Source organism: Azospirillum brasilense (assembly GCF_022023855.1).
GTDB classification, from domain to species: domain Bacteria; phylum Pseudomonadota; class Alphaproteobacteria; order Azospirillales; family Azospirillaceae; genus Azospirillum; species Azospirillum brasilense_F.
The window spans coordinates 2,744,097-2,769,038 of sequence record NZ_CP059449.1 but is presented as its reverse complement, the minus strand read 5'-3'; the positions used below and the strand labels follow the sequence as shown (position 1 = coordinate 2,769,038).

Here is a 24,942-nt window from a genome sequence, read left to right as displayed (position 1 = left end):
CCGCCCAGCGCGGGAGGGCAAGGGTGGGGGAGTTCCCAGGGCCACCAACCGGCCCGCCCCGCGCCGTACCAGCCGAAAACTGGGCGGTCGGGTTCACCACCGGCTCCCCGAGGGGGGCCACGCCATGAAGGAGGACCGTCATGCGTCACGGCGTTTCCGGACGTAAGTTCAGCAAGACCACCAGCCACCGCAAGGCCATGTTCTCGAACATGGCGAACGCCCTGATCAAGCACGAGCAGATCAAGACGACCCTGCCGAAGGCCAAGGATCTGCGCCCGATCGTCGAGCGTCTGATCACGCTCGGCAAGAAGGGTGGCCTCGCCAACCGCCGTCTCGCCTTCGCGCAGCTGCGCGACGACGCGATGGTGACCAAGCTGTTCACCGTCCTGGCCGACCGTTACAAGGACCGCCAGGGTGGCTACAGCCGCGTCCTGAAGGCCGGCTTCCGCTACGGCGATGCCGCCGCCATGGGCGTGATCGAGCTGGTCGACCGCGATGTCGCCGCCAAGGGCCAGGACTCGGGCCCGGTGGAGATCAAGGAAGAGGTCGAGGCCGAGGGCTGAGCCCCCCGGTTGAGCGTTCGTGAAATCTTGTCGCCGCCGTTGCCCGCTGGGTTTCGAACGACGATATAGGTGACCGACCGGCCCTCCCTTCGGGTTCATCCCCGGAGGGAGGGTTTCCGGTTTCCGGGTTCCGTCACTTCGGGAGGGCGCCGCGCGCGCGGTATGCTGAAACCTCTCTACAACCGGATTCTCAAGCTCTCCGCCCGCAAGGACGCCGTCTGGTGGATGTCCGCCGTCTCCTTCGCGGAAAGCTCCTTCTTCCCCCTTCCGCCCGACGTCATGCTGGTGCCGATGTGTCTGGCGGAGCCCAAGAAGCTCTGGCGCTACACCAACATCTGCGCACTGGCCTCGCTGATCGGCGGGCTGTTCGGCTACGCGGTCGGGTTCTACCTGTTCGAGAGCGTCGGACGGTTGATCATCGACTTCTACAACGCGCAGGACTCGTTCCAGCGCTTCCAGGACATGTTCGCCGAATTCGGCCCCTGGTTCCTGATCCTCAAGGGCATCACGCCCATACCTTACAAATTGCTGACGATCACCGCGGGATTCGCGCACCTCGACCTGACGGTGTTCATCCTGTGCTCGATCGTCGCACGATTCTCGCGATTCTACATGATCGCGATCCTGCTGCATTTCTATGGGCCGCAGGTGCGCGACATCATCGAAAAGCGGCTGATGCTGGTGACGACCGTTCTGCTGGTCATCATCATCGGCGGATTGCTCAGCTTCAAATTCGTGTGAGCGGCGCGGGGCTCGGCCCCGCGCGTCACCCTCTATTCTCCGGCGAACATCAATCCGGCCAAAATCAATCGGGCATCCCGCGATCCTGGCGGTTGCGCTCCGACGGGGGCAGGGCGTTGCGCTCGCGGCGGTCGCGCATGACCATCACGCCGATGGCCAGCGCCATGCCGATGCCGGCCAGCAGGGGCAGCACGACCTCGCCGGTGCTGACGGTGGGCATGGCGAGCATGCGCACGACGAGCAGCAGCAGGCCGCCGATCAGCAGCGCCACGAAGATGGTGGTCGATGTCCGGCGGCGCGGCGACGGGCCGGGATTGTTGGGACTCATTTGAGGCATTCCCTTATCGCTTGCGTTCCCGGCATAGTGGGCGCCGAGCCCGCGGCATGGTCCATGCGGGGGACCATCCGCCAACGTCCGGGGTCACGCAAGAACAATGGGAGTCAAAGCCGAGATGTTCCGTCCGAAACTCATTCTGGGGCCGGTGCTGGCCCTCGCCCTGGTTGCGCTCGCCGCCTGCGCGGACGCGCCGGGGCGTTCGTCCGGCGCCGCCGTGGGCGGTGCTCCGGCGGCCTCCACCACGGCCCCGACAACGGCCCCCGCCGGGTCGCCGGCAGCCTCGCGCCCGGCCCGCGGGGTCGAAGACCCGTCGCTCCGCCTGGACGGCGGTGTCGGCAGCGACGATTCCTGCCGCGCCCAGTGCGAGCGCAGCAACAACTCCTGCATGGACTCGGTGGCCGCGCGCACGCAGAGCGGGCTCGACCGTCCGGACCGTGGCGGCATCTTCTCGCCGACCGACAACTGCCAGCATTCGCTGCGCATGTGCTACCAGCGCTGCGGCGCGCCCACCAACCAGTGACCGGTCCAGTGCGATCGGTGGATCGGCGATGAGCAAACGCGGCGACTCCGGAGCCACCGGCGGCCTGTTCGAGGCGGGCGCCCCCCGCCCGCTGGCCGACCGGCTGCGTCCGCGCAGCCTGGGCGAGGTGGTCGGGCAGGAGCATCTGCTGAAGCCTGACGGCCCGCTGGGCCGCATGGTCGCCGCGCGCCGGCTGGCCTCCATGATCCTGTGGGGGCCGCCCGGCTGCGGCAAGACGACCATCGCGCGGCTGCTGGCCCTGTCCACCGACCTGCATTTCGAGCCGCTGTCGGCGGTGTTCTCCGGCGTGGCCGACCTGCGCAAGGTCTTCGACGCCGCCCGGGCGCGGCGCGCGGCCGGGCAGGGCACGCTGCTGTTCATCGACGAGATCCACCGCTTCAACCGCTCCCAGCAGGACGGCTTCCTGCCCTATGTGGAGGACGGCACCGTCACGCTGGTCGGCGCCACCACCGAAAATCCGTCCTTCGAGCTGAACGCGGCGCTTCTGTCGCGCGCCCAGGTCTTCGTGCTGAACCGGCTGGACGACGCGGCGCTGGAGAAGCTGCTGTCGCGGGCCGAGGCGGAGATGGGCCGCCCACTGCCGCTGACGCCGGACGCCCGATCCGCGCTGAAGGCGATGGCCGATGGCGACGGGCGCTTTTGCCTGAACCTCTGCGAGGAGCTGTTCGCCTTGCCGGTGCCGGAGGACGGGGCGCTTCTCGACAACAACGCGCTCGCCACCGCCATCCAGCGCCGCGCCCCGCTCTACGACAAGGCGCAGGAGGGGCATTACAACCTCATCAGCGCGCTCCACAAGTCGCTGCGCGGGTCGGACACCGACGCGGCGCTCTACTGGTACGCCCGCATGCTGGAAGGTGGCGAGGACCCGCGCTACATCGCCCGCCGGCTGACGCGCTTCGCGGTGGAGGACATCGGCATGGCCGATCCCAACGCGCTGGCGCAGGCCACCGCCGCCTGGGAGGCCTACGAGCGGCTGGGCAGCCCGGAGGGCGAACTCGCCATCGCCCAGCTGGTGATCTATCTGGGGACGGCGCCCAAGTCGAATGCCGGCTACACCGCCTACAAGAGCGCGGTGCGCGCCGCCAAGGAAACCGGCAGCCTGATGCCGCCCAAGCACATCCTGAACGCTCCGACCAAGCTGATGAAGCAGATCGGCTACGGCAAGGGCTACGAATACGACCACGACACGGCGGACGGCTTCTCCGGTCAGAATTATTTCCCGGAGGGCATGGCGCGGCGTGCCTTCTACCAGCCGGTCGAAAGGGGCTTCGAGCGCGAGATCAAGAAGCGCCAGGACTATTGGGCGCGGCTGCGCGAGCGCAAAGCCGCGGAAGGGGACGAGTAGGCGCGTTTCACGGTTTCGGATAGGCGGTTCCCAAAATCCAGGCCGGCGCCTCCGGCGGACCGGAGACCTCGAACACATAGGTCACGGTTTCGCTGGTGAAGGGCCACGCGCGAACGCAGCGCCCCGCGCCGTCGGTTTCTTCGCACCGCATCGAGGGGACCTGAACGCTCAGGGTCTTGCCATATTGGGCGCTGCCGAGTTCGTTGTCGCACAGCAGTTGTCCCGGATGGCTGGTCAAGGCCTGCCATGCGGCGTCCCAGGCCCGGCGGTCGGCAAACATCGGCGTGCCGACGCTCTGCCCGGCCTTGGGCGGTGGCACCGCGCCCAGAATGTGTCGCGCGAGACGTCCGCCCTCCGCCATGTTGCGGTCGGGATCGGCCGAAAGCCGGACGCTTGGGATTTCCAGGCAGGGAGCGCTCCGTGCCGGTGCGGCGAACAAGAGCAAACCGGCGATGAGCAGTCCGGCGATCTTGAGGATGGGCATGGGGACACTCCAGTGCAATGATCCTGCGCTGACAGTCGGACGTTCCGTTTTCAGCATCGTGAAATTGGATTGGGGCGATCAGGAATGACGACGGACGCCGCGGTGCCGGACTTGGGGCGCTTCATCGCCATCGACTGGTCGGGCGCCGCGGGTAAGCGCTACGCCGGCGTCGCCGTCGCCGAATGCAGCGCCGAAGGGCCACCCCGGATCGTCGCGCCCGCCGACCGGCTGTGGTCGCGCTCCGCCGTGTTTGACTGGCTGCTCGACGGGCTGGAGCGCGGACCGGCGTTGGTCGGCATCGACTGCGCCTTCTCACTGCCTTTCGACGTGGCCCGGCGCTATTTCCCCAACCCCGAGGCGGCGACGGCCTTCGACCTGTGGGACCGGGTGGAGGCGGTGGCCGGGGCAGAGCCGGACTTCGCCGGGGGCAGCTTCGCGGCGCACCCGGACTACGGCGCCGATTTCTGGCGCACCGGGACGCAGCCGGACTGGTACCGCGACCCGCACCGCCTGACCGAGCGGGTGTGCCGCGCCGACGGCTATGGCAGCCCGCAGAGCCCCTACAAGCTGATCGGCGCCAAGCAGGTGGGGAAGGGCGGTCTGGCCGGGATACGGATGCTGCGCGCCCTGAAGCGGGCGGCGCCGGACCGGGTGGCGGTCTGGCCCTTCGATCCGCCGGGTCCGGGGCGCACCGTCTTCTGCGAGATCTACCCGCGCCTGTTCCTCATCCGCGCCGGTTTCGGCCTCCGCAAGATCCGCGACGGGGCGGCGGTCGACGCCGCGCTGGCCGTCCTCGGTGCGCCGCCCGCCGGCTTGTCCGGAGCGGTGACCGACCATGACGCGGACGCGCTGGTCTCCGCGGCGGGGCTGCGCTGGCTGGCCGGACGGGAGGAGGTGTGGACCCCGCCGGCCATGGACGCGCGGGCGCGGCGGCAGGAGGGCTGGATCTTCGGCGTGGGCGACCGGAATACGGGGATCCCTGCGCCCGGCGCGTGACAAGCCGCCGCAATTCTGGCTCTAATCCGCGCGGGATGCCCGTCGTCCCGCCCGTTCCGGAGGTCCCGTGATCGCATCACCGTCCACGCTCGCCGCGGTCGCCGTCGGTGGCGCCGTCGGTTCCATGGCGCGCTATCTTCTGATGACGGCGGTCGGCCATTGGTTGGGCACGCAGTTTCCCTATGGGACGCTGATCGTGAACGCCATCGGCTGTTTCACCATGGGAGCCCTGGCGGAGCTGGCCGCGCTGGTGTGGTCACCCTCGCCGGAGTTGCGTGCGCTGCTGATGGTCGGGGTGTTGGGGGGATTCACGACCTTCTCCTCCTTCACGCTCGACGTCGGGCTGCTGGTGGAGCGGAATGCCCTGCCGGCGGCGGCGGGTTACATCCTGGCCTCGATGGTGCTGACCATCGCGGGTTTCTTTGCCGGCCTTGCGGTCGTGCGTTCTCTTGTTTCGGTGCCCGTTTGATGAGTGAGAACAAAACCCCCAGCGTGGAAACCCGGACCGTGACGTCCGACGAGGCCGACGTTCGCCTCGACCGCTGGTTCAAGCGCCATTTCCCCGACGTGGGGCACGGCTATCTGCAGAAGCTGCTGCGCACCGGACAGATCCGCGTGGACGGCAAGCGGGCGGAGACCTCGACCCGGCTCGCCGCCGGCCAGTCCATCCGCATCCCGCCGCTGGCCGACTGGGCCAAGCCGGAGGGCGCCGCCGCGGCCCCCGCGCCGAAGAAGCCGGCCATGTCGGACAAGGACATCGCGGCGCTCCAGGCGCTGGTCCTCTTCAAGGACGGCGACGTCATCGCCCTGAACAAGCCGGCCGGGCTCGCCGTTCAGGGCGGCACCAACACCACCAAGCATCTCGACGCCATGCTGGACGCCCTGCGCTTCGACGCGAAGGAGCGGCCGAAGCTGGTGCACCGGCTGGACAAGGACACCTCGGGCGTCCTGCTGCTGGCGCGCAACACCTTCGCGGCGTCCAAGCTGACGGAGCAGTTCCGCGGCCGCGACGTGCGCAAGATCTACTGGGCCGCCACGGTCGGCGTGCCGAAGCCCTACCAGGGCAAGATCGACCTCGCGCTGGCCAAGGAGGGCGGGCCGCAGGGTGAGCGGGTGGCCGGCGACGAGGACGACGGCAAGCGCGCCGTCACCTACTACTCGGTGCTGGAGAATCTGGGCAAGCAGGCGGCCTTTGTCGCCATGTGGCCGCGCACCGGCCGCACCCACCAGCTCCGCGTCCACATGAACGCCATCGGCACGCCGATCCTGGGCGACGGCAAGTACGCCGGGCAGGGGGCCTATCTGCCGGGCGCCGAGGTCCAGAAGAAGCTGCACCTGCACGCCCGCCGCCTGATCCTGCCGCACCCGCGTGGCGGCAACCGGATGATCGACGTGACGGCCCCGCTGCCGGATCACATGCTGACCACCTGGAAGTATCTGGGCTTCAGCGCCAGCCTGAAGGGCGACCCGTTCGAGGGGGTCGAGTAGGGGCGGGGGTTTACCCCGCTTCGCGCCCCTCCAGAAACGCCGTAAGCTGCTCCGCCGCCTGCCCGACATGCTCGGTGACCAGCCGGCAGGCCGCATCCGCGTCCCCCGCCCGGCACGCCGCCAGCAGCGCGCGGTGCTCATCCTGCGACCGTGGCCGATAGCCCAGCGCCGCGAACTGGAAGCGCAGGTAGCGGTCGGCGGCCAGCAGATGCTGCTCCGTCAGCGCCAGCAGCCGGGGCCGTCCGGCCCGCGCGTAAAGCGTCATGTGGAAGCGCCGGTTCAGCTCGCCCATGCGGCCCGGATCGGCCTCCCCGTCCATCTCCGCAATCAGCTCTTCCGCCTGATCGAGGTCCGCCGCCGTCAGGCCGGGCAGCGACAGGCGCAGCGCCATCGGCTCCAGAGCCATGCGGATCGCTCCGATGTCGGCGCCGTCCGCCGCCGAGATTTCCGCGACGACCGCCCCGCGGTGCGGGTGGAACTCGGCCAGCGCCCGTGCCTCCAATTGACGCAGCGCCTCGCGCACCGGCATGCGGCTGACCCCGAAGGTTTCCGCCAGCTCCTCCTGTCGCAGGGGCGTGCCCGGCGCGATGACCCCGGTCAGGATCGCCTCGCGCAGCGTCGCCTCCACGAACTCCGTGGTGGTGCGGTGGCGCGGCTGCGCCCGCGCCACGAGGCGCGACAGCCCGTCGTTGACCGCCATGCGTGATCTCCCCTTGTCAGGATATTGGATCCAATCTATCACTTTCTCCCTCGTTCCGCACCCCTGACGGAGGGTTTCGCGTCATGTCCTCTTCCGACACCGTCCCGGCGACGGGCCTTTCAACGGGGCTTTCCCTGCGCGCGCTCGGCGCCGGCCTGCTGGCAGCCCTGGTCGGCTACGCCAGTTCGGTGGCGGTGGTCATCCATGGCCTGACCGCCGTGGGTGCCAGCACGGAGCAGGTAGTGTCGGGCCTCGTCCTGGTCGGATTCGCCATGGGGCTGACGGCGATGGGTCTCAGCCTGCACCGGCGCAAGCCGATCAGCATCGCCTGGACGACGCCGGGCATGGCGCTGCTGGCCGCCACCGGCGCGGTGGAGGGTGGGTTCCCCGCCGCGGTGGGGGCCTTCGTGGTGACCGGCGTGCTGATCGTCCTGGCCGGGCTGTGGTCGCCGCTGGGCCGCTGGATCGCGGCGATTCCGAAGCCACTGGCCAACGGCATGCTGGCGGGCATCCTGCTGAAGCTGTGCCTCGCCCCCTTCCTGGCGGTGTCGCAAGCGCCCGGCGTGGCGCTGCTGGTGCTGGCGACCTGGGCGGTGGTGGGGCGGGTGGCGCGGCTCTACGCCGTGCCCGCCGCGGTGGCGGTGGCACTGGGGGCGATGGCGCTGGACTCTTCCGGCGGTTTGGCCGGCGGTTTGGCCGGCGGGGCGGCGCTGCCCGGCGCGCTGTGGCCGAGCGTGACCTTCGTCCAGCCGGTCTTCACCTGGGAGGCGATGGTCGGCATCGCCCTGCCGCTGTTCGTCGTCACCATGGCGTCGCAGAACATCCCCGGCCTCGCCGTGCTGGCGACCTACAACTACGCGCCGCCGACCCGTCCGATCTTCCTCGCGACGGGGGCGGCCTCCGCCCTGACGGCGCTGGGCGGCGCTCCGACCGTCAACCTTGCGGCGATCACCGCGGCGCTCTGCGCCAGCCCGGACGCCGACCCGAACCCGGCGCGGCGCTGGCAGGCCGCCTTCGTCGGCGGCATCGGCTACATCCTGTTCGCCGGGCTGGCCGGGGTAACGGCGGTGATGGTCACCCGCTCCCCGCCGATCCTGATCGAGGGGGTGGCCGGGCTGGCCCTGGTCGGCGCCTTCGGCTCCGCCCTGATGGGCGCCGTGCAGGTGGAGGCGAACCGCACCGCCGCCCTGGTCACCATGCTGGTCACCGCCTCCGGCCTGTCCTTCGCCGGGGTGGGCTCGGCCTTCTGGGGCCTGCTGCTGGGCGCGGCGGTCCACCTGCTCCATTGGCGCTCCCCGGTGTCGCAGCCGGCAAAGTGAGTTGCGCTTTCCCGACGCGGCCCGCATAAGTCCGGTACGACCCGCGTCCCGGAGGCGATGCCCGTGAGCAGCTCAGAGAATGCCCGTCCCCTGCGGCTGGCCCTGTTCGATTGCGACGGCACGCTGGTGGACAGCCAGTTCGCCATCATCGACGCCATGACCACCGCCTGGGCGGCCCACGGGTTGGGCGAGCCGGACCCGCTGGAGGTGCGCCGCATGGTCGGGCTGCCGCTGGTGCAGGCGGTGTCGCAACTGCTGCCGAACCTCGATACCGACCGCCATGTGGCCGTCGCGGAAAGCTACAAGGACGCCTTCGCGGCGCTGCGCCATCGCGGCGACCTGCACGAGCCGCTGTTCCCCGGCCTGCGCGACACGCTGGACGCGCTGGAGGCCGAGGGCGTGCTGCTGGGTGTGGCGACCGGCAAGTCGCGGCGCGGGCTGGACGCCGTGCTGGCCCATCACGGGTTGACCGAGCGTTTCGTCACGCTCCAGACCAGCGACATCGGCCCCGGCAAGCCGCACCCCGACATGGTCTACCGCGCGCTGGCCGAAACCGGGGTGGAGGCGGCGCGGACGGTTGTGATCGGCGACACCACCTACGACATTCAGATGGCCCGCAACGCGCGGGCCGCGTCGGTCGGCGTCTCCTGGGGCTATCACGCGGTGGCCGAGCTGGAGGGCGCCGGGGCCGACCGCATCGTCCATCGCGGGCGTGAGGTGGCCGGCGCCGTGCTGGACCTGTTGCACCGTTAAGAGAGCATTCGAAGGACCCTGATGAAGCGCTTCTACAAGACCGCCTCCGTCGACGAGGCCGCCGGTGGCGGCTTCGAGGTGCGCCTGGACAACCGCCCGATCCGCAGCCCGGCCAAGGCGCCGCTGGTCTTCGTGAGCTGGCCGCTGGCCCAGGCCGTCGCCGCCGAATGGGACGCGCAGCCCGAGGACATCGCCCCGGACAGCATGCCGCTGATGCAGCTCGCCAGCACGGCGGTCGACCTGATCGGCAAGGGCCGCGCGGCCATCGTTGACGGCGTGGCCGCCTATGCGGAGACGGACCTTCTCTGCTACCGCGCGGAGCATCCCCGGAACCTGGTGGAGCGGCAGGCGCAGCGCTGGCAGCCGCTGCTTGACTGGGCGACGCTGCGCTACGACGCGCCGCTGCACGTCAACGCGGGGCTGATGCCCAAGCCGCAGCCGCCCGAGGCGCTGCGCGCCCTGCGCAACGCGGTGGAGGTCTACGACGACTGGATGCTGTCGGCGCTCCAGACCGCCACCGGCTCCTGCGGCTCGCTGATCGTCGCGCTGGCGCTGGTCGAGGGGCGCATCGACGCCGAGGAGGCGTTCGAGGTGTCGCAGCTCGACGAGACCTTCCAGATCGAAGCCTGGGGCGAGGACCCGGAAGCGACCAAGCGCCGTGCCGCCCTGCGCGTGGACATCGCGGCCTGCCGCCGTTTCGTCGATCTGCTGCGGGCCTGATCATCCTTCGGGTGGGGACGGAATAAAGCGCCGCGACGGGCGTCCTGTCAGTGAGGGCCGGGTCCAATCACCCGCCCCGTCACGACAGGGAGGTTCCGTCCATGCACCGCTTCACCCGTTTCACCGCCGCCGCGACGATCACGCTGGCGCTCGGCCTCGCGGCACCGTCCGTTTTCGCGCCGTCCGCCTTCGCGCAGGGCGCCATGCCCGCCAAGACCGGCCAGTCGTCCGGCGGCCCCGTGTTGACCGACAGCAAGGGCATGACGCTGTACGTCTTCGACCGCGATTCGGGGGGTAAGTCTGCCTGCAATGGGCAGTGCGCCACCAACTGGCCGCCGCTGATGGCTCCGGCGGGCGCCAAGCCGATGGGCGACTATTCCGTCGTCACCCGCGACGATGGCTCCATGCAGTGGGCCTACAAGGGCAAGCCGCTCTACGGCTGGGCGAAGGACGGCAAGCCGGGCGACACCACCGGCGATGGCGTCAACAACGTCTGGCACGTCGCGCGTCCGTAAGCACGACTCCGAACAGGGAAAAGCCCCCGCGGCGCTTGGCCGCGGGGGCTTTTCATGACGGTAACGTCGGCGATTGGCCGGCGATTACTGGCCGGTGCCCGACGGGGCGGCCGGCGGCGTGCCGGTGGCTCCGCTCGGGGCGGTCATGGTGCCGGAGGTGCCAGTGGAGGAGCGGCTCGCCGCGCCGTTCACCGTGTCGCCGGCCTTGTCCTTGTTGCGGTTCAGCGAGGTGGTGGTGTCGGAGTACTCGAACTCCGGCATCTCCTTCACCTGGTCGCGGGTCATGCCCGAGAGCTGGACGCGCTCCTGCTGGGCATCCCAGTTGGCCTTGCCGATGTCCACGGCGATCTGCTTCTCCCCGATGCCGAGGAAGCCGCCCGAGGAGATCACGAGCTGTTGGGCTTGGCCGTTGCTGTCGAGGATGATGTCCTCGACCTCGCCGACCTTCTCGTTGTCGGTGCCGTAGACGTTCTTGCCCATCATGTTCTCGGCGCTGGCGAGCGTGCCGCCGGTCAGGCCGGAAGCGCTGCCGGTCGCGGCGCTGCCGGTCGTGGCGTTACCCGGGGCGCTGCCGCTTTTGTTCATCTCGGTCGCGGTCGGGGCGCCGGTGGTGGGGCTGCCGGTGGTCGGTGACGTGGTCTGCGCCATCGCCGTGCCGGTCATCAGCGCCAGGACGGACGCAGCCGCGATGATTTCCCTACGCATAACTCACTCCTCTCCGTGTTTCGGCGTTTCTGTCGAGTGCCTTGGTTTGTCTCGGTAAGGCAATTCGACAACAGGGTCTCGGCGGGAATGGTCACGCGGAAAATCGAAAAAATCTTTCGGCTAGTCCGTGCAAGGTTCGGGAATAAAAATGACGAAGAACTCAAAAGCTTGCCCAGACTGGCTTTGCCGGCGTGACTGTGGCCTCTCCGGCTGTCAAGACCAATCCGTCTTGCTCCGCACGGGTGAGGTCTTCCAGCCGCAACAAGGCAAGCGCCGTGGAGCCATGGCCGCTGCGGATCTCACCGATCTCCTTGCCCTCCAGGGTCACCGGCGTGCCGGGGGCGGGCAGGGGGCCCTCCAGCGTCACCGGGAACAGCTTCTTCTTGATCAGGGCGCGGTACTTGGTGCGGGCGGTCAATTCCTGCCCCATGTAGCAGCCCTTGTCCCAGGAGATGGCGTTGAGGTCGTCCAGATCGTTCTCCAGCGGCAGCGCCTTGTCGGGCGTGAGGTCACGGCTGCCCTCCGGAACGCCGAGCGACAGGCGCAGCCGGTCGTAGTCCTCCGCGCTGCGCGGAACGAAGCCCGCCGCCTCCAGCGCCGCCGCGGCGCCCTCGCGCGGCAGGAAGGCGCGGGCGCCCAGCGCCGGCAGGCGCGGGTCGGTGAAAGCGACGCCCCCCGCGAAGGGCACGGCCGCACCGGCCTCATCCGGCAGGCCCAGACGGGCGAGGGTATCGCCGCCGAACAGGACGACGGCCAGCAGGGAACCGGCGCGGTCCTCCAGCGTGATCTTGGAGCGCAGCTTGTACATCTTCAGGCGGCGCAGGAATTCCTCGCGCCGGTCTGTCTCGGGATCGAGCAGCAGGGCGCCGTCCGATTCGGCGATGCGGAAATCGTGCAGGAACTTGCCCTGCGGGGTGAGGAACAGCGCGTAGACGGCGCGGTCCGGTGCGACACGGCGCACGTCGTTGGACACCAGCCCTTGCAGGAAGGCCGCCCGGTCCTCGCCAGTGACCGCGATGACGCCCCGATCCTCCAGGATCGTGTAGCCCGCCTGTTCCGCCGTCATGCCCTTGCTCCGATTGTCCCGTTCAAGTCCCCGATAGTTGGGCGAAGGGGGCAGGGGAGGCAAGGGTGGCGAGGGGTGTTCCCTTGCATGGCGCGTCCGCCTTTTCCGCGGACGCGCCACGGTGCAAGCCGTGGTCGATGGACCGTCAGGCGGGCTGTCAGGCCGCCGGAGGTTCGATCCGCAGGACCTGCACCGACTTGGTGCGGCCGTCGAGCGTGCCGTAGGCGATGGATTGCCCCTCGGACAGGCCGAGCAGGGCGGCGCCCACCGGGGTCAGGATCGAGATGCCGTCCTGGCGCCGGGCCGCTTCATCCGGTGTGATGAGTGTGGCGGTGTGCCGCGTGCCCCGGTCGTCCGCGAAGGTGACCCGGCTGCCGAGCCGGACGAAGGGCGTGCCGCCGCCGTCGCCGTCGGGAGGGTCCGCGACATCGGCGCGGTCGACCTCACGCTGGAGGAAGTCGATGACGCCGGCGGGCTGGCTGAGATGGGCGAGAAGGACGTCGAGACGCCCAAGGTCATGGGGGGTGATTCGGATCGGCGGCGGATCGCCGAGCATCGACTTGCGGTTCATTCCAAAAGCTCCATAAGCAAAGGCCGCCGGAAATGGCGGCCCTTTCCATAGCTGATGACGACGGCGGCCTCTTGTCAACCGTGCGGCGGCATGGCATCTGTCCGTGTGCGAAGCAACTGCTGATTTGTTGGATCATCTGCCGCTTTGTTGGGCTGCCCGGGCGCCTGGAGCGGGGCACCTGAAACGGGGCGAATGACCGCAGGCTGGGCAACCGCTTCCCCTGTTGACGGCGAACAGCCTTGACGGGCAAGACTCTCCGAAAGTGGCATGGCTTTGGCAATGCCCTGCCGACTTCACCCCTACCCGGTCCGCCTCCTTGGATTCCCCATCCGTGTCATCCCCTCCGCACCGGCTCGAACTGCGCGGCATCACCAAGCGCTTTCCGGGCTGTCTGGCGAACGATCAGGTCGATCTCGTCCTCCGGCCGGGGGAGATCCACGCGCTGCTGGGCGAGAACGGCGCCGGCAAGTCGACGCTGGTGAAGATCATCTACGGCGTGCTCCACGCCGACGCCGGCCAGATCCTGTGGAACGGGCATGACACCCACATCCCCGATCCGGCGGGCGCGCGCCGGCTGGGCATCGGGATGGTGTTCCAGCATTTCTCCCTGTTCGACACGCTGACGGTCGCCGAGAACATCTCGCTCGGCCTCGACCAGCCCGGCCCGATGGACGCGCTGTCGGCGCGCATCGCCGAGGTGTCGGAACGCTACGGCCTGTCGTTGGACCCGCGCCGCCACGTCCACAACCTGTCGGTCGGCGAGCGGCAGCGGGTGGAGATCGTGCGCTGCCTGCTCCAGGACCCCAAGCTGCTGATCATGGACGAGCCGACCTCGGTCCTGACGCCGCAGGAGGCGACCCGCCTGTTCGAGACGCTGCGCCGTCTGGCGGCGGAGGGCTGCACGATCCTCTACATCAGCCACAAGCTGGAGGAAATCCGCGCACTCTGCGACACCGCCACGGTGCTGCGCGGCGGGCGCGTCGTGGGGAGCTGCGACCCGCGCAGGGAGACGGCGCGCAGCCTTGCCGAGATGATGATCGGCACCGAGCTGTCGACCCCGGAGCGGTTGCCGCAGGGCGAGGCCGGGGCGCCGAAGCTGCAGGTCCGACATCTTTCCACCACCTCCGACAACCCCTTCGCCACCAACCTGAAGGACGTGTCGTTCGAGGTGCGGGCCGGCGAGATCCTGGGCATCGCCGGTGTCGCCGGCAACGGGCAGGCGGAGCTGATGGCCGCGCTGAGCGGCGAGGCGCTGGTGCCGGACCCGGCGTCGGTCGCCATCGAGGGGCGGCCCTCCGGCCATCTCGGCCCGCGGGAGCGGCGCCTGCTCGGTCTTGCCTTCGTGCCGGAGGAACGGCTGGGCCGCGGCGCCGTGCCGGAGCTGAGCCTGTCGGAAAACGCGCTGCTCTCCGGCTACGCCCGCGAGCCGCTGGTGCGCAGCGGGCTGGTGCATTTCGGGCGCGCCCGCTCCTACGCCGAGCGGATCATCGGCGCCTTCAACGTGGTCACCCACGGCCACCGGGCGGAAGCGCGGTCGCTGTCGGGCGGCAACCTCCAGAAATTCATCATCGGCCGCGAGATCCTGCAGAAGCCGCGCTTGCTGGTGGTCGGCCAGCCGACCTGGGGCGTGGACGCGGGTGCTGCGGCGGCGATCCACCGGGCGCTGATCGACCTCGCGCGGGCGGGTGCGGCTGTCCTGGTGATCAGCCAGGACCTGGACGAGCTGTTCGTGCTGAGCGACCGCATCGCCGTGCTGTTCCACGGCCATTTGTCGGAAAGCCGCCCGACCCACCACACCAGCGTGGAGGAGATCGGCCTGCTGATGGGCGGCCTGTTCAACCACCCGCCCGACGAGGATGAGGAGTGATGGGACCGACGCTTTATCCCTTCTCCCCTCTGGGGAGAGGGAAGGGTGAGGGGGATGCCCTTTTGCCGAACGCCGCGCCCTGCGCAACCCCCTCACCCCAACCCTCTCCCCAGAGGGGAGAAGGGGATGTTTTCGGCGGAGCCTTTGCATGACCCTCCTCCGTCTCGAACCCCGCGGCGAGGCGTCGCGCGCGATGGTCTACGCCACGCCGCTGCTGGCGGTCGCGCTCACGCTCGTCAGCGGCTTCCTGCTGTTCTGGGCCATGGGCTTCGACCCGGTGAAGGCGCTGCACGCCTTCTTCATCGCGCCGCTGCTGTCGCTGCGCGGTCTGGGTGAACTGGCGGTCAAGGCGACCCCGCTGGTGCTCTGCGCGATCGGCCTCGCCATCGGTTTCCGCGCCAACGTGTGGAACATCGGGGCCGAGGGGCAGCTGACGCTCGGCGCCATCACCGGCGGCGGGCTGGCGCTGGCCTTCTACGCTGAGGGCGGCTGGTGGCTGCTGCCGCTGATGATCGTCGCGGGCATGGCCGGCGGCGCCCTGTGGGCGGCGATCCCCGCCTTCCTGCGGGTGCGCTTCAACGCCAGCGAGATCCTGACCAGCCTGATGCTGAACTACGTGGCGCTGCATCTGCTGAACTATCTGATGCACGGCCCCTACCGCGACCCGGACGGCTTCGCCTTCCCAGAATCCCGCCTGTTCGAGGCCGACGCGGTGCTGCCGCTGCTGGTCGCCGGGACGCGCGTGCATCTGGGATCTCTGTTCGCCCTGCTGGCGGTGGCGGCGGGCTGGTTCCTGATGGCGCGGACCTTCATCGGCTTCCAGATCAAGGTCATCGGTCTGACCCCGACGGCGGCGGGCTACGCCGGCTTCAACCAGAAGAAAATCATCTGGCTGACGCTGCTGCTGTCCGGCGCGCTGGCCGGTCTGGCCGGTCTGGGCGAGGTCGCCGGGCCGATCGGCCAGATGAACCCGACCATTTCCCCCGGCTACGGCTACACCGCCATCATCGTCGCCTTCCTGGGGCGCCTGCACCCGGTGGGCATCCTGCTGGCCGGCTTCCTGATGGCCCTGTCCTTCATCGGCGGCGAGGCGGCGCAGATCGCGCTCGGCCTTCCCAAGGCCATCACCGGCGTGTTCCAGGGCATGCTGCTGTTCTTCCTGCTGGCGACCGACGTGCTGATCCGCTACCGCGTGCGCTTCGGCGCGAAACGGGCCGCAGGGACTGTGGTGGGGAGGGCCGCGGCATGAGCGCCGAACTGGCCCTTCTCGGCCCGATCCTTGCGGCCATGCTGGCCGCCGCCACGCCGCTGCTGTTCGCCGCACTCGGCGAGCTGGTGGTGGAGAAGTCCGGCGTCCTGAACCTCGGTGTCGAAGGCATGATGCTGGTCGGCGCGGTCTGCGGCTTCGCCGTTGCGGTCCAGACCGGCAGCTCCACCGCTGGATTCGTCGCGGGGGCCGCGGCGGGGGCGGGCATGGCGGCGCTGTTCGGCGTGCTGACCCTGCTCCTGCTCGCCAACCAGGTGGCGACCGGTCTCGCGCTGACGCTGTTCGGCGTCGGTCTGTCGGCGCTGATCGGGCAGGGCTTTGTCGGCATCCCCATCGCCGACGTGCCGGAACTCTACATCCCCGGCCTGACCGACCTGCCGGTGATCGGCAAGGCGCTGTTCGGGCAGGACGCTCTGGTCTATCTGGCGCTGGCGGCAGTGCCGGCGGTGCACTGGTTCCTCTACGCCACGCGCAAGGGGCTGATCCTGCGCGCGGTCGGCGAGAACCACGCGGCAGCCCACGCGCTCGGCTACAAGGTCATCCGCATCCGCTTCCTCGCCGTGCTGTTCGGCGGTGCGATGAGCGGCATGGGCGGGGCCTTTCTGTCGCTCGACTACACGCCGATGTGGGCGGAGGGAATCTCCTCCGGGCGCGGCTGGATCGCGCTGGCGCTGGTGGTCTTCGCCACCTGGAAGCCGGGCCGCGTGCTGCTCGGTGCCTGGCTGTTCGGCGGGGTGACCATCGCGCAGCTCCACGTCCAGGGGCTGGGAATCGACATTCCGTCACAACTCTTGTCGATGCTGCCTTATCTGGCTACCGTCATCGTACTGGTGGTGATTTCACGCGATGTCGCCCGAATCCGGCTGAACGCGCCGGCCAGCCTCGGGAAGGTTTTCCATCCCGATGCCTGATGGGGCGACGCCTGACGGGCTCCGGGATGTTTGCAAGTCTTACGTTCGTGCTCAATCAATTGGATCAGGGAGCAAACACGTGAACAGAAGGACCATGGGCAAGGCCCTGATGGGTCTGGCCACCGGCGCCGCCATGCTGGCGCTGGGCGTCGGCGCGGCCGACGCGCAGGAGAAGATGAAGGTCGGCTTCGTCTATGTCGGTCCGATCAGCGACCACGGCTACAGCTACCAGCACGATCAGGGCCGTCTGGCCGTGGAGAAGGAGCTGGGCGACAAGGTCACCACCACCTTCGTCGAGAACGTGCCCGAGGGCGCCGACGCCGAGCGCGTGATCGAGCAGCTCGCCTCCTCCGGCCACAAGCTGATCTTCACGACCTCCTTCGGCTTCATGAACCCGACGCTGAAGGTCGCGCAGCGCCATCCCGATGTGAAGTTCGAGCACGCCACCGGCTACAAGCGCTCGGCCAACGTCGCCACCTATTCCGCGCGCTTCTACGAGGCCCGCACGGTCATCGGCCAGATCGCCGGCAAGATGACCAAGTCGAACATCATCGGCTACATCGGCTCCTTCCCGATCCCCGAGGTGGTCAGCGGCATCAACGCCTTCACCATCGCCATGCGCGAGGTGAACCCGAAGGCCGAGGTGCGCGTCGTCTGGGTGAACAGCTGGTACGACCCCGGCAAGGAAGCCGAGGCCGCCAAGGCGCTGATCGACCAGGGCGCCGACGTGATTTCCCTGCACACCGACAGCCCGGCGGCCATCCAGGTCGCGCAGGAGCGTGGCCTGTGGGTGTTCGGCCAGTCGTCGGACATGACCCGTTTCGGCCCGAAGGCGCACCTGACCGCCATCGTCGACGACTGGCGCGAGTATTATGTGAACCGCGTCAAGGCGGCTCTGGACGGTTCCTGGAAGTCGCAGGACACCTGGGGCGGATTCAAGGACCACATGCTGTTCCTGGCCCCCTACAACCCGGCGCTCCCGGCGGATGTCGTCGCGGCGGCCGAGAAGACCCGCACCGACATCATGGAAGGCAAGCGCCACTCCTTCCAGGGCCCGGTGAAGGACCAGTCCGGCAAGGTCGTGATCGCCGAGGGCAAGCAGGCCACCGACGAGCAGATCCTGAAGATGGACTGGTACGTCGAGGGTGTGCAGGGCAAGGTTCCGAAGTAAGCGGAACCGGTCGCCAAGAAAGAAAAAGGGAGGCTTCGGCCTCCCTTTTTTGTTGCCCGCTTTCTATGGGCCGCCGCTCAGCCCGGCTGGCGGCCCAGCGCCGCCCAACCGGCGGGGGCGAGGCGCATCACCTCCGGCCCGCTGCCGGCGGGGTTGGGCTCCATCGTCACCAGCTCCCGGTTCTCGAACCAGACCCAGCGGGGAACCTCCGCCGCGGTGGGGACCCAGCCCCCAGCCATCCGCTCCAGCACCGCCAGATCGGCGGCGGCGATCGGGAATTTCGGCTTCGCCGGGGCACGGTTGGGCGCGGAAGGAGCGGGCTGGGGCGCCGTCGGGGCGTCCTGCCCGGCGCGGGCGTGTATCCAGGCCGTCTGGAAGGCGGTCAAAGCCTCGTTCACTTCGCCGCGCAGCGGCTCGGACGGGCAGCGCAGGTAGCGGTCCAGCAGGGCGTGCAGGGCTTCGGCGGAGGGGGGTGGGGTCTCGGGCATGGGGCGGTTCCGTGGTCGGCGTGGTCCGGCACCGCAGCCATAAACGCAAGGGGCAGGAGAAGACAAGGGGCAGGAAAAGAAAGGCTCCGCCGCTTCAGGGAGCGCGGCGGAGCCTGTCGAGGAGGCACAATCCCCTGTGCTGCCTAACTCCAAACACGCTCGCCGGGCCGCCGGTTCCATCTTCCCTTCCGGGGTGACCCGCAAGGAAGCGGTCCGAAAGCCGGGACGATGTGTTGACAGCCGCAGGACGGGCTCTCGCGTCGGAAAGGGAAACGCATCGTGGGGAACGGATTCCGGAAGGCGTCGCAGGTCATTTATTTCCTGGCGACCGGCGTGTTGATGCTGTTCGCCATGGTGTTCATCGGCGTGGCCGCCTATGCGGTGTTTCACAGCCTTCTGCTGCTCGACATCGAGGCGACGACTCACGGGCTGCTGGACGGCGTGGGTATGATCGTGCTGGCCATCGCCGTCTTCGAGATCGCCAAGTATCTCTATGAAGAGGAGTTGGAGCACGACCGTGAGTTGCGGCACGCCGACGAGGCCCGCCGCACTCTGACCAAGTTCCTGACCACCATCATCATCGCCGCCAGCCTGGAAGGGCTGGTGCTGGTGTTCGAGGCGCGGACCTCGGACATGAGCGACATGGTGTATCCGGCCATCCTCCTGATGGTCATCGTCTTCATGGTGCTCGGGCTTGGGCTCTACCAGCTGATCAGCCGACGGGCGGAGACCATCGACCCGAAGGAGGGGGATTCCTGACTGCCCCTCGCGTTCCAACATTGCTGGGAGGAGTTGTTGATCCCTCCCAGCCAGAGCGGAGCGCCCCCATGTTCGACCCCGCCCAGATCGGCCGCATCTCTCCCGTGGAGCAGGCCGACGCCCTGCGCACCCTGATCGCCGTCTTCGCCACCGCGGTGGTGCGGCCCGGCGAGAAGGCGCCGCGCAACGCCGTCAGCGCCGAGATCGTCGACATCCTCGACGAGGTGCCGGCGGAAAGGGTGGAGGCGGTGGCCCAGCTCTTCACCATGATGGCGCTGCGGCTGCGGCGGAAGGGGCGGCCGCGCCGCACCGCCTTCCGCCTGACGCTGGAGACGGCGTTGCTCGCCCGCTCCTACGTCGGGGAGCCGGCGCCGCAGAACGAGACCAGCTACCTGTCGTCCGACCGGCCCGGCCTGGGGACGATCGACCATGCCTGCAACGAGATGCTGGAGCGCATGGCCGGCGTGCCGGATGAGGAGCAGCGGGCGTGGCTGACCGCGCAGGTGATCGCCACCGGCCTGATCGACGCCGATCGCCGCCACCGGCTGGGCGGCCCGGACCGCGACCTGGGCGACATGGCGGTGGCGGAGTTCCTGCTGCGCACGGCGGCCCAGTATCTCGCGGCCACCGCCGTCCGCACCCCGCCGGGCGATAGCAAGGGCTGAGGCCAGCAGGGCGGGCTCATTGCAGGGCGATGATCGCGGCCATGGTTGCGTAGCGCTCGATCGACTGGGAGGAGGGCGAGCGCATCGCTTGCCGGGTGATGGCGAGCTGGTTCTCGTGCGAGACTGGCTGGCGCACCCCCAGATGGGCGACAACCTTGGCGAGCGGCACGACGTGGGCCGAGGACAATTCCCAGTTCACGATGGCGCCGCCTGCCGGGCGCCCGGGCGTGACGGCGGACTGCGCGACCCGCAGGGTGATGGAGGACGCCAGCGACTCCAGCCCGGTCACCGGAACGAAATACAGCGTGAAGCTCCGCGAGGTGGGGCGCCAGGGCTCCGCCGCCCGGCAATCGGGGAAGGAGAGGCCGGTCTGTTCGTGGAACAGGCGCTGGAGCGCCGCGAGCGGGCTGGTGACGCTCTCGTAGCCGCCGCCGGGAACCGCCCATTGGCCTGCGGCGTCGACGATCCGCGGTTCCGCCGGGCCACGGCCCCACCAAGTGCTGACCTCGCGCCGCCGGACGATCAGGACCTTCGTCCCCTCCAGAAACGCCACATGGACATGGCGCATCGCCTGTTCCCCCGCATCCCGTTGGCTTCGCTGCCGGAGACGGGCGGGAAGGGCGGGGCGTGAACGGCTTAAGGAGAGGGAACCACGCGGTTCCGCCCTTCGGCCTTCGCCCGATAGAGCGCGGCGTCGGCCACCCGGAGCGCGTCGTCGATGCCGCCGGGAGCGCCCGGCGTCACAGGGGCGACGCCGAAGCTGGCGGTCATGCGGAACGAATCGCCGTCCGCTCCCATCTCCTGCGCGGCGATGCGCTGGCGCAAGCGCTCCGCCACCACCGACGCATCCGGCAGCGCGGTGTTGGGAAGCAGAACCACGAACTCCTCCCCGCCGTAGCGGCCGATCAGGTCGCCGGGGCGCAGAGCGCCGTCCAGCGTCTGGACGAATCGCTGCAAGGCCGCGTCGCCGGCGGCGTGGCCGCGGCTGTCGTTGATGCGCTTGAAATGGTCGATGTCGGCGATCAGCAGGGACAGGGGCTGCCGGGACCGCAGCGCGCGCCGGATCTCCTCATCCGCACGCTCCAGAAGGGCGCGTCGGTTGGCGACGCCGGTCAACGGGTCGGTCTGCGCCTGGGCAACCAGCAGCCGATGCATTTCGGTGATGCGGCCGCCCGCCTTCAGCCGCGCCTTCAGGTGGGCGCGGTTGACCGGCTTGTGTATGAAGTCGTCCGCCCCGGCATCCAATGCCTTCATCTCGTAGAAGGGTTCGTCATGGGACGTCATCAGGATCAGGTAGCTGTAGGCGGTGCGTGGATCGGCCTTCAGAAGCCAGCACACCTCCAGCCCCGACAGCCGCGGCATCTCCCAATCGATGATGGCGATGTCGAAGGATTCGGCCTGGGCAAGGTTCAGCGCTTCCCGGCCGTCCCTGGCGAGGATCACGTCATGGCCATAGGACGCCACCTGCTCCGAGAGCATGGTGCGCATCAGGACCGTATCGTCGGCGATGAGCACGCGCATGGCGGGAAACTGCCTCATACCTTCGTCTGCGGTCAATGAGTGGAAGACCGCCGCGGCGTCATTTTCAGGCGTCCGTCCCTGCCGTCCTATCGCCTTCACGGTAACGTTGCGCCTAAGGTCGTGGTCGCTCCGCTGCGGCCCTTGCGGCATAGTACGGGCCGAACGGGGCGCCCATGTCCGGGCGCGCAACGCAAGAGGGGACAGCATGGCCCGCTATACGGGCGTCTACGGATTTCCGGAATCGGCCGACGGCGCGCGGCGTCTGGCCGAGGCTCTGAACGTTCCCTGCCACATCGCCGAGCTGCACCGCTTTCCAGATGGGGAAAGTCTTGTCCGCCTGCCTGAATCGGTGGAGCGGGCGGTGGTCTACCGCTCGCTCGACCGTCCGAACGACAAGCTGGTGGAACTGACGCTGGCCGCCTCCGTCCTGCGCCGCCATGGCGCCACGGAGCTGTGCCTCGTCGCCCCCTACATGGCCTACATGCGCCAGGACGCGGTGTTCCGCCCCGGCGAGCCGGTGAGCCAGACGGTGGTGGGGGACTGGCTGGGCCGGCTGTTCGACCGCTTCGTCTGCGTGGAGCCGCACCTCCACCGCACCCACACGCTGGACGAGGTGTTCGTCGGGCGCCCTTCTGTCTGCCTCAGCGGTGCCGGGGCCATCGCCGAGCGGCTGCGCCGTGACGGGACCGCGCCCGACGCCGTGATCGTCGGCCCGGACGAGGAGGCCGCCCCGCTGGTCGAGGCGGTGGCCGGACCGCTCGGCCTCACCGCCCTGGTCGGACGGAAGGAGCGGCGCGGCGACCGCGACGTGACGGTGACTCTGCCCGCCGACGCGCCGCTGGCCGGACGGCCCGTGGTGATCGTCGACGACGTCATCAGCTCCGGCGAGACGATCTTCTCCTGCGCGCGGGCCGCGCGGGCCGCCGGGGCGGCTTCGGTCCGGGTGTTCGGAGTCCACGCCCTGTTCGACGCCGCGGTGGCTGCCCGCTTCGAGGCGGAAGGGCTCGGCACGCCGCTGTCCTGCGACGGGGTTCCGCACCCCAGCAACGACCTGCCGCTCGCCCGGCTGATCGCCGACGCGCTAGTGGCACCCTGTTGATGGCACCTTGTTGACGGCCCGGTAACCCTTCTTCAGGCAGGATGGAGGGATAGGGCACAAGAAGGCGGAGTTTCGCCATGGCACTGTCCCTCACCTTCCACGGCGCCGTCGGCACGGTCACCGGCTCCTGCTTCCGCATCCAGACCGGCGACGGCGACCTGCTGATCGACTGCGGCCTGTTCCAGGGCACCAAGACGGTCAAGGAGCTGAACTACCGGCCCTTCCCCTTCAAGCCGTCCGCCGTGAAAGCGGTCCTGCTGACCCACGCGCACATCGACCATTCCGGCCTGCTGCCGAAGCTGGTCCGCCAGGGCTTCAAGGGGCGGGTGCACACCACCGCCGGTACCGCCGACCTGCTGGCCTACATGCTGCCCGACAGCGGCTACATCCAGGAGACGGAGGTCGACCGTCTGAACCGCCGCAACCGCCAGCGCGGGCGCCCGACGGTCGAGCCGATCTACACCCAGGCCGACGCCCAGGCGGCCATCCGCCACCTGCACGCGGTCGATTACGGGGAGTGGGTGAAGGTGCTGCCCGGCATCCGCGCCCGCTTCTGGCAGGCCGGGCACATCCTCGGCTCGGCGTCGGTGGAGCTGGAGGTGACGCGCGGCGGAACGGCGGAGACGATTCTGTTCTCCGGCGACCTCGGGCCGGGCGGCAAGTCCTTCCACGCCGACGCGGAGGGGCCGCCGCGGCCCGACTGGATGGTCCTGGAGACCACCTACGGCAACCGCGAGCGGGTCGAGGTGGGCGAGGCCGAGCGGCAGGCCCTGCTGCGCGACGAGGTGCGGGCGGCGCTCGCCGCGGGCGGCACCCTGCTCATCCCGGCCTTCGCGGTCGAGCGCACGCAGGAGCTTCTCTACGACCTCCACCGGCTGTTCGATCGCGGCGAGATCCCCTTGGTCGACGTGTTCCTCGACTCGCCGTTGGCCGACGCGGTCACCGGGGTGTTCCGCCGCCATCTGGCCGATCTCGGCACCGACGGCGATCCCTTCGCCCGGCCCAACCTGCACCGCGTGCGCTCCGTCGCGGAAAGCCAGAAACTCAACGCGATCAAGGGTGGCGCCATCATCATGGCGGCCAGCGGCATGTGCGACGCCGGGCGCATCCGCCATCACCTGAAGAACCATCTGTGGCGCCCGGAGGCCACCGTCCTGCTGGTCGGCTACCAAGCGCCGGGCACGCTGGGCCACCTGTTGCAGCAGGGGGCGGCGAACGTCCGCATCCATGGCGAGGAGATCGCCGTGCGTGCCCGCATCCGGTCGCTGGACGTCTATTCCGGCCACGCCGACCGCAGCAGCCTGCTGGCCTGGGTGGCGGCGCGGCAGGGGGTGGGCCGCGGCTTGTTCCTGGTGCATGGCGAGGAGGAGGCGCGCGCCGGCCTGCGCGACGCCCTGGTCCGCCGCGGCTGGGACCCGGCGCTGATCCGCCTGCCCGAGCTGGACGAGGTGGCCGATCTGACCGCCGCCGTCCCGGTACTGGCGCCTGCCATGGCCCAGGGCGGTCCGCCGCGGCTGGAGCCGGAGGCTGTGGCCGCCGGGCGGGATTGGCACAACCGCTACGCCGCCTTCCTGCTGGACCTGCACCGGGCGCTGGACGCGGCGCCCGACGACGCGGCGCGGGAGGCGCTGCTCCGCGGGGTGGGCGACCGCCTGCCGCAGGCGGCGGGGGCACCGGCAGGCTGATCGGCCTGCCCACGGTCGGGCGGCGCATGCTATAGATCGGTGATGGCAGATCGGTGACGGCAGACTGGTGACGGCCGCGAAATAAAGGGATGGCGGGGCGATGGGGAAGGTGGCGAACATCGTGGTCCAGATGGCGCGGAAGCTGACCGACGACAACGCCCGGCTGGGCCGTGTTCGCAACGCCGGCAAGCCCAAGACCTTTCCCCATTTCCGGGAGATCCGGAACGCGTACCTGGACATCCAGGGGTTGGTCTTCTCCATCCAGGAGCGGTTGCAGGAGGCGGGGGACGAACTGCCATCCAACTTTCCGCAATGGGTGATCCGGCAGAAGCTGACCGCCATCGCCCATTTCACCGACATCAGTTACGCCTTCGTCAGCGACCCGCCCTTGGCGCTGACCAGCTCGCTCGGCGCCTTCGACGTGCTTCAGGCGGAGCAGAAGGCCTTTTCGGAAACGCTGAACGCCTTCGACATGATGCTGATGGAAGCGGGCATCGACGACAAGACCGCCGACGAGCTGGACGCCACCCGCACGAAGATTGAGCAGATCCTGGGCATGATCGCGACGCTTCTGGAGAACAGTCCCAAGGTGCTGCAGGAGTTTTGAGCGTACCCGCACGCGAAGGGCGATTGCGGAAATATTTATACGCTTTTCGCACGGCCGC

29 protein-coding genes are annotated in these 24,942 nt (G+C 69.3%); 20 read left to right on the top strand and 9 right to left on the bottom strand.

Annotated elements, in window-relative coordinates; translation table 11 throughout:
- Positions 1-140 precede the first annotated feature (140 nt).
- Positions 141-563 (top strand): 50S ribosomal protein L17, encoded by a 423-nt coding sequence (gene rplQ / locus H1Q64_RS13215; protein WP_014240056.1) that lies wholly within the window; start codon positions 141-143, stop codon positions 561-563.
- A 162-nt stretch (positions 564-725) separates the two neighbouring features.
- Positions 726-1,304 (top strand): YqaA family protein, encoded by a 579-nt coding sequence (locus H1Q64_RS13210; protein ID WP_237903848.1) that lies wholly within the window; start codon positions 726-728, stop codon positions 1,302-1,304.
- A gap of 64 nt (positions 1,305-1,368) precedes the next feature.
- Here H1Q64_RS13210 and H1Q64_RS13205 read toward each other — a convergent pair whose 3' ends face one another.
- Entirely contained in the window at positions 1,369-1,632 is a 264-nt protein-coding gene (locus H1Q64_RS13205) for a hypothetical protein (protein WP_237903847.1), read from the bottom strand.
- A 124-nt stretch (positions 1,633-1,756) separates the two neighbouring features.
- On the opposite strand from H1Q64_RS13205, the gene H1Q64_RS13200 reads away from it, so the two are divergent.
- Both H1Q64_RS13200 and H1Q64_RS13195 read left to right on the top strand, forming a co-directional pair.
- Entirely contained in the window at positions 1,757-2,161 is a 405-nt protein-coding gene (locus H1Q64_RS13200) for a hypothetical protein (RefSeq protein ID WP_237903846.1), read from the top strand.
- 28 nt (positions 2,162-2,189) lie between these two features.
- The gene (locus H1Q64_RS13195) at positions 2,190-3,527 is read left to right on the top strand and encodes a replication-associated recombination protein A (protein ID WP_237903845.1); all 1,338 of its coding nucleotides are present in this window, start codon (positions 2,190-2,192) and stop codon (positions 3,525-3,527) included.
- Positions 3,528-3,534: 7 nt separating this feature from the next.
- Here the strand turns inward: H1Q64_RS13195 and H1Q64_RS13190 are convergent, their stop codons facing one another.
- Positions 3,535-4,011 (bottom strand): hypothetical protein, encoded by a 477-nt coding sequence (locus H1Q64_RS13190; protein WP_237903844.1) that lies wholly within the window; start codon positions 4,009-4,011, stop codon positions 3,535-3,537.
- Between the two features lie 84 nt (positions 4,012-4,095).
- Here H1Q64_RS13190 and H1Q64_RS13185 point away from each other — a divergent pair, with 84 nt between their 5' ends.
- From H1Q64_RS13185 to H1Q64_RS13175, 3 genes are all read left to right on the top strand, one after another.
- On the top strand, positions 4,096-5,007 hold the full coding sequence (locus H1Q64_RS13185; protein ID WP_237903843.1) for a hypothetical protein: 912 nt from the start codon (positions 4,096-4,098) through the stop codon (positions 5,005-5,007).
- A gap of 67 nt (positions 5,008-5,074) precedes the next feature.
- The gene (gene crcB / locus H1Q64_RS13180) at positions 5,075-5,476 is read left to right on the top strand and encodes a fluoride efflux transporter CrcB (RefSeq protein WP_237903842.1); all 402 of its coding nucleotides are present in this window, start codon (positions 5,075-5,077) and stop codon (positions 5,474-5,476) included.
- Positions 5,476-6,495, top strand: a complete 1,020-nt coding sequence (locus tag H1Q64_RS13175) for an RluA family pseudouridine synthase (protein ID WP_035672869.1) — start codon at positions 5,476-5,478, stop codon at positions 6,493-6,495. The genes crcB and H1Q64_RS13175 overlap by 1 nt, the downstream gene beginning before the upstream one ends.
- Positions 6,496-6,505: 10 nt before the next feature.
- On the opposite strand, the gene H1Q64_RS13170 is transcribed toward H1Q64_RS13175, so the two are convergent.
- Positions 6,506-7,195: a GntR family transcriptional regulator gene (locus tag H1Q64_RS13170; RefSeq protein ID WP_237903841.1), complete on the bottom strand. Its 690-nt coding sequence runs from the start codon at positions 7,193-7,195 to the stop codon at positions 6,506-6,508.
- A gap of 83 nt (positions 7,196-7,278) precedes the next feature.
- Here H1Q64_RS13170 and H1Q64_RS13165 point away from each other — a divergent pair, with 83 nt between their 5' ends.
- From H1Q64_RS13165 to H1Q64_RS13150, 4 genes are all read left to right on the top strand, one after another.
- Positions 7,279-8,514 carry a benzoate/H(+) symporter BenE family transporter gene (locus H1Q64_RS13165; RefSeq protein WP_237903840.1) on the top strand — a complete coding sequence of 412 codons (1,236 nt, stop codon included), beginning with the start codon at positions 7,279-7,281 and terminating at the stop codon, positions 8,512-8,514.
- A gap of 63 nt (positions 8,515-8,577) precedes the next feature.
- On the top strand, positions 8,578-9,267 hold the full coding sequence (locus tag H1Q64_RS13160; RefSeq protein ID WP_237903839.1) for an HAD-IA family hydrolase: 690 nt from the start codon (positions 8,578-8,580) through the stop codon (positions 9,265-9,267).
- 21 nt (positions 9,268-9,288) lie between these two features.
- Complete coding sequence (locus H1Q64_RS13155; RefSeq protein WP_237903838.1) at positions 9,289-9,987, top strand: ATP12 family chaperone protein; 699 nt, start codon at positions 9,289-9,291, stop codon at positions 9,985-9,987.
- A 101-nt stretch (positions 9,988-10,088) separates the two neighbouring features.
- Complete coding sequence (locus H1Q64_RS13150; RefSeq protein WP_237903837.1) at positions 10,089-10,502, top strand: hypothetical protein; 414 nt, start codon at positions 10,089-10,091, stop codon at positions 10,500-10,502.
- Between the two features lie 84 nt (positions 10,503-10,586).
- Here the strand turns inward: H1Q64_RS13150 and H1Q64_RS13145 are convergent, their stop codons facing one another.
- The 3 genes from H1Q64_RS13145 to H1Q64_RS13135 all read right to left on the bottom strand — a co-directional run bounded on the left by H1Q64_RS13145 (position 10,587) and on the right by H1Q64_RS13135 (position 12,844).
- On the bottom strand, positions 10,587-11,207 hold the full coding sequence (locus H1Q64_RS13145) for a PRC-barrel domain-containing protein (protein ID WP_237903836.1): 621 nt from the start codon (positions 11,205-11,207) through the stop codon (positions 10,587-10,589).
- 160 nt (positions 11,208-11,367) lie between these two features.
- Positions 11,368-12,273 (bottom strand): YgfZ/GcvT domain-containing protein, encoded by a 906-nt coding sequence (locus H1Q64_RS13140; RefSeq protein WP_237903835.1) that lies wholly within the window; start codon positions 12,271-12,273, stop codon positions 11,368-11,370.
- Between the two features lie 157 nt (positions 12,274-12,430).
- Positions 12,431-12,844: a GreA/GreB family elongation factor gene (locus H1Q64_RS13135; protein WP_237903834.1), complete on the bottom strand. Its 414-nt coding sequence runs from the start codon at positions 12,842-12,844 to the stop codon at positions 12,431-12,433.
- A 331-nt stretch (positions 12,845-13,175) separates the two neighbouring features.
- On the opposite strand from H1Q64_RS13135, the gene H1Q64_RS13130 reads away from it, so the two are divergent.
- The 4 genes from H1Q64_RS13130 to H1Q64_RS13115 all read left to right on the top strand — a co-directional run bounded on the left by H1Q64_RS13130 (position 13,176) and on the right by H1Q64_RS13115 (position 18,060).
- The gene (locus H1Q64_RS13130; protein WP_237903833.1) at positions 13,176-14,711 is read left to right on the top strand and encodes an ABC transporter ATP-binding protein; all 1,536 of its coding nucleotides are present in this window, start codon (positions 13,176-13,178) and stop codon (positions 14,709-14,711) included.
- Between the two features lie 148 nt (positions 14,712-14,859).
- On the top strand, positions 14,860-15,960 hold the full coding sequence (locus tag H1Q64_RS13125) for an ABC transporter permease (protein WP_237903832.1): 1,101 nt from the start codon (positions 14,860-14,862) through the stop codon (positions 15,958-15,960).
- A complete protein-coding gene (locus H1Q64_RS13120; RefSeq protein ID WP_145625706.1) occupies positions 15,957-16,889 on the top strand; it encodes an ABC transporter permease in 933 nt (310 codons plus the stop codon). The genes H1Q64_RS13125 and H1Q64_RS13120 overlap by 4 nt, the downstream gene beginning before the upstream one ends.
- A gap of 94 nt (positions 16,890-16,983) precedes the next feature.
- Positions 16,984-18,060, top strand: a complete 1,077-nt coding sequence (locus H1Q64_RS13115) for a BMP family ABC transporter substrate-binding protein (protein WP_014240078.1) — start codon at positions 16,984-16,986, stop codon at positions 18,058-18,060.
- A 77-nt stretch (positions 18,061-18,137) separates the two neighbouring features.
- Here the strand turns inward: H1Q64_RS13115 and H1Q64_RS13110 are convergent, their stop codons facing one another.
- The gene (locus tag H1Q64_RS13110) at positions 18,138-18,548 is read right to left on the bottom strand and encodes a hypothetical protein (RefSeq protein ID WP_237903831.1); all 411 of its coding nucleotides are present in this window, start codon (positions 18,546-18,548) and stop codon (positions 18,138-18,140) included.
- A gap of 279 nt (positions 18,549-18,827) precedes the next feature.
- Here H1Q64_RS13110 and H1Q64_RS13105 point away from each other — a divergent pair, with 279 nt between their 5' ends.
- Both H1Q64_RS13105 and H1Q64_RS13100 read left to right on the top strand, forming a co-directional pair.
- Positions 18,828-19,307, top strand: coding sequence for a hypothetical protein (locus H1Q64_RS13105; RefSeq protein WP_237903830.1), 480 nt, complete (start codon positions 18,828-18,830; stop codon positions 19,305-19,307).
- Positions 19,308-19,375: 68 nt separating this feature from the next.
- Positions 19,376-19,972, top strand: a complete 597-nt coding sequence (locus H1Q64_RS13100) for a hypothetical protein (protein ID WP_237903829.1) — start codon at positions 19,376-19,378, stop codon at positions 19,970-19,972.
- Between the two features lie 16 nt (positions 19,973-19,988).
- Here the strand turns inward: H1Q64_RS13100 and H1Q64_RS13095 are convergent, their stop codons facing one another.
- The gene (locus H1Q64_RS13095; protein WP_237903828.1) at positions 19,989-20,540 is read right to left on the bottom strand and encodes an NUDIX domain-containing protein; all 552 of its coding nucleotides are present in this window, start codon (positions 20,538-20,540) and stop codon (positions 19,989-19,991) included.
- A 68-nt stretch (positions 20,541-20,608) separates the two neighbouring features.
- Positions 20,609-21,493 (bottom strand): GGDEF domain-containing protein, encoded by an 885-nt coding sequence (locus tag H1Q64_RS13090; protein ID WP_237903827.1) that lies wholly within the window; start codon positions 21,491-21,493, stop codon positions 20,609-20,611.
- Positions 21,494-21,698: 205 nt separating this feature from the next.
- Here H1Q64_RS13090 and prs point away from each other — a divergent pair, with 205 nt between their 5' ends.
- The 3 genes from prs to H1Q64_RS13075 all read left to right on the top strand — a co-directional run bounded on the left by prs (position 21,699) and on the right by H1Q64_RS13075 (position 24,884).
- On the top strand, positions 21,699-22,592 hold the full coding sequence (gene prs / locus H1Q64_RS13085) for a ribose-phosphate diphosphokinase (RefSeq protein WP_237903826.1): 894 nt from the start codon (positions 21,699-21,701) through the stop codon (positions 22,590-22,592).
- Positions 22,593-22,669: 77 nt separating this feature from the next.
- Positions 22,670-24,277 (top strand): MBL fold metallo-hydrolase, encoded by a 1,608-nt coding sequence (locus H1Q64_RS13080; RefSeq protein ID WP_237903825.1) that lies wholly within the window; start codon positions 22,670-22,672, stop codon positions 24,275-24,277.
- A 100-nt stretch (positions 24,278-24,377) separates the two neighbouring features.
- Complete coding sequence (locus tag H1Q64_RS13075) at positions 24,378-24,884, top strand: hypothetical protein (protein WP_237903824.1); 507 nt, start codon at positions 24,378-24,380, stop codon at positions 24,882-24,884.
- Positions 24,885-24,942: the final 58 nt, after the last annotated feature.

Excerpts from the sequence above, each read along its gene's own strand:
- H1Q64_RS13125 (WP_237903832.1), top strand. The coding sequence starts at position 14,860 with ATGACCCTCCTCCGTCTCGAACCCCGCGGCGAGGCGTCGCGCGCGATG.
- H1Q64_RS13080 (WP_237903825.1), top strand. The coding sequence starts at position 22,670 with ATGGCACTGTCCCTCACCTTCCACGGCGCCGTCGGCACGGTCACCGGC.
- H1Q64_RS13145 (WP_237903836.1), bottom strand. The coding sequence starts at position 11,207 with ATGCGTAGGGAAATCATCGCGGCTGCGTCCGTCCTGGCGCTGATGACC.
- H1Q64_RS13150 (WP_237903837.1), top strand. The coding sequence starts at position 10,089 with ATGCACCGCTTCACCCGTTTCACCGCCGCCGCGACGATCACGCTGGCG.
- H1Q64_RS13195 (WP_237903845.1), top strand. The coding sequence starts at position 2,190 with ATGAGCAAACGCGGCGACTCCGGAGCCACCGGCGGCCTGTTCGAGGCG.
- H1Q64_RS13210 (WP_237903848.1), top strand. The coding sequence starts at position 726 with ATGCTGAAACCTCTCTACAACCGGATTCTCAAGCTCTCCGCCCGCAAG.
- H1Q64_RS13100 (WP_237903829.1), top strand. The coding sequence starts at position 19,376 with ATGTTCGACCCCGCCCAGATCGGCCGCATCTCTCCCGTGGAGCAGGCC.
- H1Q64_RS13205 (WP_237903847.1), bottom strand. The coding sequence starts at position 1,632 with ATGAGTCCCAACAATCCCGGCCCGTCGCCGCGCCGCCGGACATCGACC.
- H1Q64_RS13155 (WP_237903838.1), top strand. The coding sequence starts at position 9,289 with ATGAAGCGCTTCTACAAGACCGCCTCCGTCGACGAGGCCGCCGGTGGC.
- H1Q64_RS13170 (WP_237903841.1), bottom strand. The coding sequence starts at position 7,195 with ATGGCGGTCAACGACGGGCTGTCGCGCCTCGTGGCGCGGGCGCAGCCG.
- H1Q64_RS13095 (WP_237903828.1), bottom strand. The coding sequence starts at position 20,540 with ATGCGCCATGTCCATGTGGCGTTTCTGGAGGGGACGAAGGTCCTGATC.
- H1Q64_RS13175 (WP_035672869.1), top strand. The coding sequence starts at position 5,476 with ATGAGTGAGAACAAAACCCCCAGCGTGGAAACCCGGACCGTGACGTCC.
- H1Q64_RS13190 (WP_237903844.1), bottom strand. The coding sequence starts at position 4,011 with ATGCCCATCCTCAAGATCGCCGGACTGCTCATCGCCGGTTTGCTCTTG.
- H1Q64_RS13165 (WP_237903840.1), top strand. The coding sequence starts at position 7,279 with ATGTCCTCTTCCGACACCGTCCCGGCGACGGGCCTTTCAACGGGGCTT.
- H1Q64_RS13140 (WP_237903835.1), bottom strand. The coding sequence starts at position 12,273 with ATGACGGCGGAACAGGCGGGCTACACGATCCTGGAGGATCGGGGCGTC.
- rplQ (WP_014240056.1), top strand. The coding sequence starts at position 141 with ATGCGTCACGGCGTTTCCGGACGTAAGTTCAGCAAGACCACCAGCCAC.
- H1Q64_RS13115 (WP_014240078.1), top strand. The coding sequence starts at position 16,984 with ATGGGCAAGGCCCTGATGGGTCTGGCCACCGGCGCCGCCATGCTGGCG.
- H1Q64_RS13185 (WP_237903843.1), top strand. The coding sequence starts at position 4,096 with ATGACGACGGACGCCGCGGTGCCGGACTTGGGGCGCTTCATCGCCATC.
- H1Q64_RS13090 (WP_237903827.1), bottom strand. The coding sequence starts at position 21,493 with ATGCGCGTGCTCATCGCCGACGATACGGTCCTGATGCGCACCATGCTC.
- H1Q64_RS13120 (WP_145625706.1), top strand. The coding sequence starts at position 15,957 with ATGAGCGCCGAACTGGCCCTTCTCGGCCCGATCCTTGCGGCCATGCTG.
- H1Q64_RS13110 (WP_237903831.1), bottom strand. The coding sequence starts at position 18,548 with ATGCCCGAGACCCCACCCCCCTCCGCCGAAGCCCTGCACGCCCTGCTG.
- H1Q64_RS13135 (WP_237903834.1), bottom strand. The coding sequence starts at position 12,844 with ATGAACCGCAAGTCGATGCTCGGCGATCCGCCGCCGATCCGAATCACC.
- H1Q64_RS13075 (WP_237903824.1), top strand. The coding sequence starts at position 24,378 with ATGGGGAAGGTGGCGAACATCGTGGTCCAGATGGCGCGGAAGCTGACC.
- H1Q64_RS13200 (WP_237903846.1), top strand. The coding sequence starts at position 1,757 with ATGTTCCGTCCGAAACTCATTCTGGGGCCGGTGCTGGCCCTCGCCCTG.
- prs (WP_237903826.1), top strand. The coding sequence starts at position 21,699 with ATGGCCCGCTATACGGGCGTCTACGGATTTCCGGAATCGGCCGACGGC.